Consider the following 10,489-nt stretch of genomic DNA (forward strand, 5'->3'; position numbering starts at 1 on the left):
GAACGACTGCTTTGTACAGCCGGTTTGTACAGCTGGCTTCTGCAGCTAAGCTAAGCCGGTGTTGTTCAGGCGATCCCGATGTTGAAAAGGTCGCGCCTGGGGGCCTGTGTAGTCGGCTACAAGATGTCCTTGCCCTCGCAGTTGGTAGCGGTAAGTCACCAAGCCTTCCAAGCCCACCGGGCCGCGCGGCGGCAGTTTTTGGGTGCTGATGCCCACTTCTGCCCCAAAGCCGTAGCGAAACCCGTCGGCAAAGCGGGTGGAAGCGTTGTGAAAGACCCCCGCTGCATCTACTTCATCCAAAAATCGCCGGGCAGCAGCGGCATCCTCGGTTACAATCGCCTCGGTATGGCGGGATCCGTACTGCTGGATGTGGGCAATGGCCTCGTCAAGGGAGCCCACCACTTTAATAGAGAGGATCAAATCGGCATACTCGGTGCTCCAGTCGTCCTCGGTGGCCGGGATCAGATCGGGCACCAGCTCGCGGCAGAGGGGATCCCCCCGCAATTCCACCCCCTTTTCCCGCAGGGCCTTGACCGCCAGAGGCAAAAAGTGGGGGGCTATGGCCTCGTGAACCAGCAGAGTCTCGATGGCATTGCAGGCAGCGGGGTACTGGGTTTTGCTGTCCACCGTCAGCTTGATCGCCATGTCCACGTTCGCTGCCCGATCCACGTACAGGTGACACAGGCCATCGGCATGGCCCAATACCGGGATGCGGGTATTCTCCAGGATGTAGCGGACAAAGCTGCTGGAGCCGCGGGGGATGATCAGGTCTACCAGCCCCTCCAGTTGCAGTAGGGCCTTGACCTCGGCGCGGCTGGTGAGCAACTGCAGGGATCCCTGGGGGAACTCCGGGATCTGTTGCAGGCCCGCCTGGATGGCCGCCATCAAGGCTTGACAGGAGAGCAGAGCTTCCGATCCCCCTTTAAGCAAGACGCTATTGCCGGTTTTCACCGCCAGGGCGGCAATTTGCACCAGAGCATCGGGCCGCGACTCGAAGATCACCCCCAGCACCCCCAAAGGGTAGGTGCGCCGTTCCAAGATCAGCCCCTCGTCCAGTTCCCGGATCAGCAAAGCTCGGCCCACCGGATCCCCCAGCCGGATCACCTGCCGCACTCCGGCCACCATATCTGCCAGTTTGTGGGCGTCCAGCTTCAGGCGGGCATAGGCAGATGCCGACAACTCCCCGGCTTTCACCATCTCCGCTGCCCGCTCCAAGTCCGCCCGGTTGGCGGCCAAGATAGGCTCTTGGTGCTCCAACAAGGCAGTGGCCATGGCCTCTAGAGCGGCATTCTTAATAGCCGTGGGCAAGGTGGCCGTGTGTTGGGCAGCAGCGCGGGCCAACTGCACTTGGGACAGCAGCGGGCGCTCTGAGGCAGATGCAAGCGAGCTGGGGCAATCGGTGGCAAGGGACATAGAGTCAGAAAGGGGGCAAAGTGCCCATTTGGAAGAAAAGGGTTGCGATGAGTTGTAACAAAGTTGTGTTGAACTGTGATCCTAGAAGCACCCCCGGAAGGGATCCCTATGCTAGGTTGGGCACAGTCGGTTGGGGTTATCTGTAGCCTACCAAAATCCGGATCCCACTTGCTGCGGCAGGGGAGCCCTTCATCGCTCTCGATGCTTCTAAGCTGAAGTTCGCATAGGGGAAGACCCTTGCTCGAAACCCAGTTCCCTGACAATTAGAGATCCACCTCTGGAGATCCACCTCGTCAACCTTGACTTTTAGCGCCTTCCAGGAGAGCCAATGAGAAAGCGTGGGTTTGTGGTCAGTGCAACGGCTGCGGTGATGACAGCGGTGTCGCTGGTCGGCGTGCAGCTATCCATGCCGGGCTGGGCAGGGTTTCGCCGGGATCCCAAAGAGGTGGTGGACGAGGTTTGGCAAATTGTCAATCGGGAATATGTGGATCCGTCTTTTAATTCCCTGGATTGGGAAGCGGTGCGGCGGGATCTGCTCAGCCGAGAGTATGCCACCCGAGAAGATGCCTACGCGGCCATTCGGGAAGCTCTGAAGAAACTGAACGATCCCTACACCCGCTTTCTGGATCCGGATCAGTTTGCCAGCATGCAAATCGATACATCCGGTGAGCTGACCGGGGTGGGGATCACGCTGGGCATGGATCAGGAGACAAACGAGCTGGTGGTGATCTCCCCCATTGAAGGGTCTCCTGCCGACCGGGCTGGGATCAAATCCAAAGACGTGATCGTGCGCATCGACGACAAGTCCACCGAAGGCATGGACACCAACGCTGCAGTCAACCTCATTCGGGGCGAGCCGGGTACGCGGGTGCGGCTGACCATTCGCCGCGAGGGGGAAGGGCTAAAGGTGTTCGATTTGGTGCGGGAAAGAATTGAGCTGGCCACCGTGCGCTACGAGGTTCACGAGGAAAACGGCCTGCCCATTGGCTATATCCGGATTACCCAGTTTTCCGGCAACGCCGCCGAGAAGATGCGCCAAGCCATTCGCGAGCTGGAAAAACAAGGGGTAGCCGCCTATGTTCTGGATCTGCGCGCCAACCCAGGGGGCCTGCTCTACTCCAGCGCCGAGATTGCCCGCATGTGGATTAACCGGGGCAGCATTGTCTCGACGGTGAACCGCCAAGGGGAGCAGGATCGCCTGACGGCCAACAACACGGCCCTTACCGATAAACCTTTGGCCGTTTTGGTGGATGGTGGCTCGGCCAGCGCCAGCGAGATTCTGTCGGGGGCTCTGCAGGATAACCGTCGCGCCGTGATTGTCGGCACGCAAACTTTCGGCAAGGGCCTGGTGCAGTCGGTGCATCCCCTGTCCGATGGCTCGGGGCTGGCGGTAACCATTGCCCGTTATCGCACTCCCAACGGTAACGACATCGACCACAAGGGCATTACCCCCGACATTTTGGTGGAATTGTCCGAGGAAGATCTGAAGCGGCTCAGCCAGAACCGAGAATTGGTGGCCACCCCAGCCGACCCACAGTATGCTGCTGCCATCCAGGCTCTGCAGGCTCAGATCTCTGCCCGTCGGCAACAGGCCCAGGAGGTCATTCGTTCCTCTTCACGTTAGCCAGTGTTGGGGGCGGTTTTGATGGGTCTCAGATCTGGCACTCCTGAGACTGGGGTTAAGCCGAGGCCCAAGCTATTTAAGACTATTAAGACTCTTCTCATTCGAGTTATTCGAGGAGTGTTGACCAGCGCCGGGCTGGGGATGCTTTTATTGTTTCTGTAGGTGGCGCGTAGCACAATGGCGGGGTCGAAGATCGCGGGATCCATGAATTTGGTCGGACGGGATCTGCTCAAGCTCAGCGACCTAACCCCGGCGGAGCTGTCGGCCCTGCTAGCCCAGGCGGCTGAGTTAAAGCGGGATCCCTATCGGGTGGAGCTGCGGGGTCGGGTGTTGGGGCTGTTGTTTCAGAAGGCTTCTACCCGCACCCGCGCCAGTTTTACGGCAGCCATGGCCCAATGCGGGGGCAGCACCCTCGATCTGGTGCCGACAGTGATGCAAGTGAGCCGCGGCGAACCCCTGCAGGACACGGCCCGCGTCCTCTCCCGCTACCTGGATGTGATCGCCATTCGCACCTACCACCAGAAGGAACTGGAAACCTTTGCCGAGTATGCCGATATTCCGGTGATCAACGCCCTCACCGATCAGTTTCACCCCTGTCAGGTGTTGGCCGATCTGCTCACCATTCAGGAGAACTTTGGCCAATTGGCGGGACTGACCCTGGCCTATTGCGGCGATGGCAATAACGTTGCCCACTCCCTGCTGTTGGGTTGTGCCATGAGCGGGATCCACATCCGCGTCGCCACCCCCCCCGGTTACGAGCCGGATGCGGCAGTGGTGGAGCAAGCCCGCACTCTGGCCCAGGGATCCCAGGTGTTGGTGCTGCAGGATCCTCAGGAAGCCGTCTCTGGATCCCAGGTGGTCTATACCGACGTGTGGGCCAGCATGGGTCAAGAAGCTGAGGCCGAGGCCCGCAAGGCCACCTTTCTGCCCTACCAGGTCAATGCCGAGCTGATGCAACAGGCAGATCCGGAAGCCATTGTGCTGCACTGCCTGCCGGCCCACCGGGAAGAGGAAATCACCACTGAAGTACTGGAGGGATCCCAGTCCCGCGTGTGGGATCAGGCGGAAAATCGCCTACATGTGCAAAAGGCGCTGCTGGTTCAGCTGCTGGGCCCAGGATAACAGCCTTTGGGGAGCCAGAGAGGGGCGTAGCGAACAGCTTTGCGGCTGTTGAGGATGGCCTCGTCGTGTTCCTCTGTCTCGTCAGGACTTGGTCCGAGGCCCAAATTAGCCCAGACCTAGCTACCGGCTATTGGCAGGACGGCGGGCGGCAATTGCCAGGCTGACATTGGGCACCCGCTGCAGAGTATCCATCACCTCCACCACCTTGCCGTGGGAGAGGGCCAAATCGGCGTTGATCACCACCAAGCGCCGCCCTTCAGCCGGCTTCTCGGCCAGGATGCGTTCCACTGCTGGGATCAGGGCAGAAATATCGGCAATTTTCTCCTGATTGACGGCAATCTGTCCTTCCGCCGTCACGCTCACCGTTACATCCGGCTGCAGACGAACTTCAGCTGTGGTCGCGTCCGGCAGGTTGACATCCAGAGCCTCGGAGCGGGTGAGCACCAGGCTGGCAATCACGAAAAACACCAAGATCGAAAAAATGACATCGATCAAAGGCACGATGTTGATCTCGCCGGATCTAAAGTTTTCTTCCGGGATTCGCATAGGCTACGAGGGCTCAAGCGAGGAGTAGGGGGGAAGGGTGGAGCTGCCACTGGGGCTAGATTGGGTGTAGGAATACTGGGAAAGCTGTTGGGCCTGCATCTCTTGCCGCTGCCGATGCAGCAGCTCCAGCATGCCGCCGTACTCTTGGATCTTAGAGAGTTGCCGCAGGTACAAAGAGCGGAAGACGTTGGAAATCAACAGGGTGGGAATAGCCACAATCAGTCCAAAGGCCGTCGAGTACAAGGCTTCGGCGATCCCCCGACCTACCCCCTGCGTATCGGTGCCGCCGATATCCCCCAGTTGGATGGAGCTGAGGATCTGGATGATGCCGGTGACCGTGCCCAACAAGCCCAAGAAGGGGGCAACGGTGATTACGGTGTCGAAGACCGTGTTGAAGCGCTTCAGCAGAGGCACTTCTGCCGCCAGGGCCGTTTCCAGAGCCAGCTTAAAATCTTCCGGGCTGGCCTCGTTCAGCTCCAACCCGGCCAAAAAGATGCGGGCAATCGGCAGATCGGCATTTTGCTCCAGCAAATACTGGGCAGCGCGTGGGTTGCGGCGGTACTGGCTCAGGGCTTGCTGCACCACCTCCTCCTGCCGATGGGTGATCTTCCACCAAAACAGCACCCGCTCAATGCAACAGGCCACCGAGAAGACCGAGAACGTCAACAGGGGGATGGAGTAATACCAACCCTGGATCATGAGCTGCAAGACTCTATCCATCGATCCCGATTCCCCCCTCCAAGCGGCAGTTTACGCTCATCTTGTCATAGCACTTTCTCGGCAGGGCTGGGATCCCTTCTTGCGCGGCGAAGGTTGCACCTTTTGGCAATTTTGCCCCCATGCCGGCTCTCATCTCGTCAATTGTCAATCCAGAGGGCATACTGGTTGCAACAATTTAGTTTTGGATCCCGAGGGCGTGAATTATGAAATTCAGACGCTGGTTGGGTCTTTGCTGCGCCGGCTTGATGGCCTTGCTGTTGACGGCTTGCGGCAAGGGATCCGCCCCCTACGACAGCATCGTGGTCAATTTTGTAAACACGGCCACCCCCAGTCAGATTGCCGCTATCGCTAAAGAGTATCACTTGACGCTCCGCCCCAGCAGCGACAGCGCTTTTGCCCGCCAAGAAGCGATCTACCTGTTTGACGTGGATGCCGACCACCTGGGATCCACGCGGCGGCTGGTTAAGCGGCTCACCGACGAAGCCTTGATCGAGTATGCTCACCCCAACTATCAATTCCAGGCGGCTTTCGTGCCCAACGACCGCCTCTATCCCCAGCAATGGAACCTCAGGGCCATCCGCATGCCAGAAGCCTGGGACATCTCCCAAGGGGAAGGGGTGACGGTAGCCGTGGTGGACACGGGAGTAACCCGAGTTCCCGACCTGGCCCAAACCCAATTTGTGAAGGGCTACGACTTTGTGGATGACGATGAGGATCCGGAAGACCTCAACGGCCACGGCACCCATGTGGCGGGAACCATCGCCCAATCCACCAACAATGTCTTGGGTGTAGCCGGCATTGCCTTCAAGGCCAAGATCATGCCGGTACGGGTGTTGGATGCCAATGGCTTTGGATCCCTGTCGGATGTGGTGGAAGGGATCCGCTATGCTGCCGACCACGGGGCTACGATCATCAACCTCAGCCTGGGTAGCCGCGCTTCTGCCCAACTGATGGAGGAGGCGGTGGCCTATGCCCACAGTAAGGGGGTGACGGTGATCGCAGCCGCTGGCAACGAAAACTCCAACCAGGTGAGCTACCCGGCCCGTTACCCGCATGTGATCGCTGTCTCGGCCACGGGGCCCAACGGGGAGAAAGCCCCCTACTCCAACTATGGGGTGGGGGTGGACATCTCTGCTCCCGGCGGAGCCAAAACGCCTGATCACCCCGAGTACGGCATTCTGCAGCAAACCATCAATCGTCGTAACCCCAACGAGCCGGTCTTTGCCTACTTCCAAGGCACCAGCATGGCCACTCCCCACGTAGCCGGTGTGGCAGCTCTGATCCAGGCTCAGGGCATCAAAGACCCGGACAAGGTGGAGGAAGTGCTGAAAATGTCGGCTACCCCAGTGCCCGGCGACAAACAGAACTTCTACGGGGCTGGTCGTTTGGATGCAGCCAAGGCGCTGGCCAGGGCCACAGGGCAACAGGAGGAAAACCCCTTGGTGCTCTGGTTGAAGGACTTCCTGCAGTACCTGAACAACAATGGCTACCTCAACCCACGCTTCTGGTTCGATGGTGGCCCGATTGCTCTGGTGCCGAAGCTGCTGATGGTGGTGGGCGGCTACATTATCCTGGTGCTGATCCGCTGGTGGCTGGCTCCCAAGCGGCTGCTGCAGACGGTGCCTTTGCTGGCTGGGATGCTTTTGGGCAGCGCCGGTCTTTTCCCCTTGCAGGGGTTGGCGATTGTCGGTGGCCCCCGTTGGCCCTTCCAATTGGCGGGTAGCTCCCTGCCGGAGTTGGGCACCGCCTTTGCCCAGACCAATGCCTTGAACCCCCTATTTGCCAGCGTGTTGATCCCAGGCCTGTTGATGTTGCTGCTCCTGGGCCATCGGCGCTGGCGCTGGGCGGTGATCGGCCTGTGCATTGGCATGGCCTCGCATCTGCTCTTGTCCGGATCCCTGTTCTATGAGGGGGTGCTATGGCTTGGATCCTCTGCTTGGTTGGGTCGCTCCTTCTTGCTCTTCAATGGCTTGCTCTGCCTGGGCCTGGCCTACTTGGGAGCGCAAGCGGCTACGGAATCTCAGTCCACGGCAACCGGGCTGGCGCTGAGGCGGTGATGCAAGAGTACAGCGGTACCATCCAGTTCCTGGATATTGAAGGGGGGGTGTGGGTGCTAACCCTGCCTTCCGGCGAGCACTACGCCCTTTTCCGTGCCCCCAAAGAGCTCTTGCAAGAAGGACTAGAGGTCACCATCCAGGGACAGATCAGAGAAGACATGGTGACGGTGGCTCAGGTAGGGCCGGTTTTAGAAGTCAAGAGCTTCCAGCGGCAGCCCTAGCTTGGCTTGCGGCTCCGGCCATACCAATCGGGGATCCCCAAGCGGGGATCCCTGCTTTTCGATGTCAGAATGCTTTTACAGTCGCTTCAAACAAGATTGAGACACCTCGCTGCCGACCCTCACCCCTAGCTTCTCTTTAAATTAGGAGAGAAGGAAAGTTAGGAAGCAATGCGACGAAAATATTTCATTTCCGTTTAAAAAGAATCTCGTTTCCACGGCTGAGCATTCACGAAGCTCAAAAAACGTAGGTAGGCAGCTGTATCCCGTGACCGCTTAATACTTGCATAGTCATAAGTCTGTAGCCTGAACAACTGGGAAACCATCATCGCTGTTTTAGAGGGGAAACCTACTGGCGAAAGCGGGACGGGATCCTTTGCGGCAAGGGCTGTTGTGGAACCAGTAACAAGAATCCTCACCCTACCGCTACGGGGAAGCAAGCCAGTAGAGCAGGGAACATGTCAAAGCAGGTTGCTCAGGCGGCTGTGAAAGACCGAGTAGATCTCTGCGTAAGACTTCACCCACTCTGGATCCGGTTGAACATAGCGTTCTACCTGTACCAATCGATCGGCAGCCTGTTGGACAGAGCAGCACCAATAGGCAGAAGCGGCCAAGATGGCTGCCCCCACAGCCGGCTCCGGGTGTTTCACCACAGCCAAGGGACGAGCAAGGATGCTGGCGCGTAGGCGCAACCAGAGAGGGCTTTTGCTGCCTCCACCGGTGGTGAAAATCGGGCTCTGCTCTGGCACTGGGATCCCTTGAGCGGCCAACGTTTCCAGCCCCAGCCGCTCCACCATCGCTACCCCCTCCAACAAAGCAGCGTAAAAACGGGGGGATCCCTCTTCTGCCTCCGGCAAGAACCCGGCGAACCGGGGATCGACAATGGGAAAACGCTCTCCCGGCTGACAAAGGGGATAGCTGACCAGCCCGGTGGGCAGATAAGCCTGAGCTTGCTGATCCAGCATTTGCAGGTTGCCGTCGGGGAAGTAATGAGGCAAAACTCCGCCTCCACAAAAAGAGGCGGCCCCCGGCCACCAAACCATTCGTTCGCGACAGCGGTGCGGAGCACTGTCCGGGTGCAAATGGGAATAGATGCTTGGGGTTTGTATGGGATCCGGACTGTTGGCCTTAAAAATAAGGGTTGTGCCCAAGCTGGTGGAAACCTGCCCCAAGCGAATAGCCCCTGCCGCCAGTTGCCCGGCACAGCCATCGGTGATCCCTGCCGCGATCAGCACTTCCGGCCCCAACCCCCAGTCTGCTCGCACCGTTCCTAAAACCGTTCCCGGCGGTACCACCTCGGGGAAATGCTTGGGGTTTAGGCCCTGCCGCGCCAACCACTCCTGAGGCCAGGTGTAGGCCTCCAGGTCGAAACCGCTCTTGAGGGCATGGGTGTGATCGGTCACCTGCCTGCGCCCCCCCAGTTGGCTCAGCAAAAAGTCCGCCGGATGGGCCAAGTAGCTGTCTCGATACTGATCAGGATAGGCTTCCGCCCACCACAGCCAACGGCTGAGACCCCAACTGGCAGGGATCCCTAATTGCTTGGCCTGAGCCTGGCCCCGTGGGTCAGAATACAGCCACGCCTGTTCCAACGGCATGCCTCGACCATCCACCGGCAGAATGGTGCCGGAAGTGCTGCAAGCACTCAGAGCTGCAATGGAATACTGCTCCCCCAGTTGCGCGGTCAGTTGTCCCAAAAGGGCTTTCAGGGTTCGCAACCAGCGGCCCGGATTGGTCTCTGGGGGATCCCACTGGCGCTCGCTTTTGGCCACCACCTCCCCCTGCTCTGAGAGGGCCACCACCCGCATCCCAGAAGTGCCCAGATCGATCCCAAGAAACACAGGGGGCATAGGGGTACTCATCTCATCATCAGCTCATCATTAGGAAGGAAAATGCCTTGTCATGATGGAGTGCCCAAGGCCCAAGAATGCTCTCTGTATAGATGGGGTGGCCAAGTGGCTCAAACTGGCCTAAAGGATGGGAAAGGACTCCGGCCCGCTGTCGCGATCACAATTTCAAAACTCCTGGCTGCTCCGAGCCAACGCTTCTTGGATATCCAGATCCAGCCCTCTCACCGATTCCAGCACCGAGCGGGTGATCAGCTTGCCCTCCTGCACCAAAACCGCGCCGGTTACAGGGTGCAAAAGTGGCTGCTCCGCTCGCCGACCGATCAACGCCTCGATATCCTGAAAAGCATGGATGTACATCCCGGCAGGCAATTCCACCACCACCCCTTCCCCCAGCACCCGCGCTTGGCAGGCCAAGCGAGAGTTAGGCTTGCAGGTGGTGATCACCTCCAGGGTGCGCTGCTCCCGCTTGCTCATCGGGGATAAAGACTCCATCCCCTCCTTAACGTACACATGACAGGTGGCGCAGAGGCCGCGCCCACCGCACTCTTTCAACACATTCAGCTCTTCTTGCAGCAGCACCGAGAGCAAATTGCTGTTGGTGGCGATTTCAGACACTTGGGCAATGGGATCCAACCGCACACGCTTGACCATAGTCCGCACTTTTTGGGCTACTGGATGCTAAAAAAGCTAGCATCTTTCACCAATGCAGATTGCCGGAACAGGGCAGTTCTACCTAAGCATGCAGGAAAATCCCCCATGTGCCATTCAGGTCTCGGTGCATACGAATGCCCTCTGAGCCTTCTCGGCACTCCAACTATAGGTCTTGCTGGTGTAGGCTTCAGAAACTTGACCAAAAGGCGCGGCAAGCCCCGTCCTTCAGGGCGGGGAAGGATAGCGCCGACCGTAGCCGACGCCCTTTAAAAACGCAGTGCCGGCCATGTG

General features: G+C 59.0%; 9 protein-coding genes. 4 read left to right on the forward strand and 5 right to left on the reverse strand.

Features of this window, described 5'->3' with window-relative positions; translation table 11 throughout:
- Nucleotides 1-45: 45 nt before the first annotated feature.
- The gene (locus tag ACVWXF_RS10955) at nucleotides 46-1,413 is read right to left on the reverse strand and encodes a glutamate-5-semialdehyde dehydrogenase (protein ID WP_457474395.1); all 1,368 of its coding nucleotides are present in this window, start codon (nucleotides 1,411-1,413) and stop codon (nucleotides 46-48) included.
- 328 nt (nucleotides 1,414-1,741) lie between these two features.
- Here ACVWXF_RS10955 and ctpC point away from each other — a divergent pair, with 328 nt between their 5' ends.
- Nucleotides 1,742-3,037 carry a carboxyl-terminal processing protease CtpC gene (ctpC, locus tag ACVWXF_RS10960; RefSeq protein WP_011432460.1) on the forward strand — a complete coding sequence of 432 codons (1,296 nt, stop codon included), beginning with the start codon at nucleotides 1,742-1,744 and terminating at the stop codon, nucleotides 3,035-3,037.
- Nucleotides 3,038-3,214: 177 nt separating this feature from the next.
- Entirely contained in the window at nucleotides 3,215-4,159 is a 945-nt protein-coding gene (gene argF, locus ACVWXF_RS10965; protein ID WP_457474396.1) for an ornithine carbamoyltransferase, read from the forward strand.
- A 120-nt stretch (nucleotides 4,160-4,279) separates the two neighbouring features.
- On the opposite strand, the gene ACVWXF_RS10970 is transcribed toward argF, so the two are convergent.
- Nucleotides 4,280-4,705 (reverse strand): ExbD/TolR family protein, encoded by a 426-nt coding sequence (locus tag ACVWXF_RS10970; RefSeq protein WP_414421989.1) that lies wholly within the window; start codon nucleotides 4,703-4,705, stop codon nucleotides 4,280-4,282.
- 3 nt (nucleotides 4,706-4,708) lie between these two features.
- Nucleotides 4,709-5,425, reverse strand: a complete 717-nt coding sequence (locus ACVWXF_RS10975; RefSeq protein ID WP_049749560.1) for a MotA/TolQ/ExbB proton channel family protein — start codon at nucleotides 5,423-5,425, stop codon at nucleotides 4,709-4,711.
- Nucleotides 5,426-5,628: 203 nt separating this feature from the next.
- Here ACVWXF_RS10975 and ACVWXF_RS10980 point away from each other — a divergent pair, with 203 nt between their 5' ends.
- Both ACVWXF_RS10980 and ACVWXF_RS10985 read left to right on the forward strand, forming a co-directional pair.
- Nucleotides 5,629-7,482, forward strand: a complete 1,854-nt coding sequence (locus ACVWXF_RS10980) for a S8 family serine peptidase (protein WP_414388311.1) — start codon at nucleotides 5,629-5,631, stop codon at nucleotides 7,480-7,482.
- Entirely contained in the window at nucleotides 7,482-7,703 is a 222-nt protein-coding gene (locus ACVWXF_RS10985; RefSeq protein ID WP_414342539.1) for a hypothetical protein, read from the forward strand. The genes ACVWXF_RS10980 and ACVWXF_RS10985 overlap by 1 nt, the downstream gene beginning before the upstream one ends.
- Before the next feature lie 458 nt (nucleotides 7,704-8,161).
- Here ACVWXF_RS10985 and ACVWXF_RS10990 read toward each other — a convergent pair whose 3' ends face one another.
- Nucleotides 8,162-9,547: an FGGY-family carbohydrate kinase gene (locus ACVWXF_RS10990; RefSeq protein ID WP_414342541.1), complete on the reverse strand. Its 1,386-nt coding sequence runs from the start codon at nucleotides 9,545-9,547 to the stop codon at nucleotides 8,162-8,164.
- A gap of 165 nt (nucleotides 9,548-9,712) precedes the next feature.
- Nucleotides 9,713-10,198, reverse strand: a complete 486-nt coding sequence (locus tag ACVWXF_RS10995) for a 2Fe-2S iron-sulfur cluster-binding protein (RefSeq protein ID WP_011432453.1) — start codon at nucleotides 10,196-10,198, stop codon at nucleotides 9,713-9,715.
- Between the last annotated feature and the right edge of the window lie 291 nt (nucleotides 10,199-10,489).

The organism is Thermostichus sp. MS-CIW-40, assembly GCF_054058315.1.

Excerpts from the sequence above, each read along its gene's own strand:
- ACVWXF_RS10955 (WP_457474395.1), bottom strand. The coding sequence starts at position 1,413 with ATGTCCCTTGCCACCGATTGCCCCAGCTCGCTTGCATCTGCCTCAGAG.
- ctpC (WP_011432460.1), top strand. The coding sequence starts at position 1,742 with ATGAGAAAGCGTGGGTTTGTGGTCAGTGCAACGGCTGCGGTGATGACA.
- argF (WP_457474396.1), top strand. The coding sequence starts at position 3,215 with ATGGCGGGGTCGAAGATCGCGGGATCCATGAATTTGGTCGGACGGGAT.
- ACVWXF_RS10970 (WP_414421989.1), bottom strand. The coding sequence starts at position 4,705 with ATGCGAATCCCGGAAGAAAACTTTAGATCCGGCGAGATCAACATCGTG.
- ACVWXF_RS10975 (WP_049749560.1), bottom strand. The coding sequence starts at position 5,425 with ATGGATAGAGTCTTGCAGCTCATGATCCAGGGTTGGTATTACTCCATC.
- ACVWXF_RS10980 (WP_414388311.1), top strand. The coding sequence starts at position 5,629 with ATGAAATTCAGACGCTGGTTGGGTCTTTGCTGCGCCGGCTTGATGGCC.
- ACVWXF_RS10985 (WP_414342539.1), top strand. The coding sequence starts at position 7,482 with ATGCAAGAGTACAGCGGTACCATCCAGTTCCTGGATATTGAAGGGGGG.
- ACVWXF_RS10990 (WP_414342541.1), bottom strand. The coding sequence starts at position 9,547 with ATGCCCCCTGTGTTTCTTGGGATCGATCTGGGCACTTCTGGGATGCGG.
- ACVWXF_RS10995 (WP_011432453.1), bottom strand. The coding sequence starts at position 10,198 with ATGGTCAAGCGTGTGCGGTTGGATCCCATTGCCCAAGTGTCTGAAATC.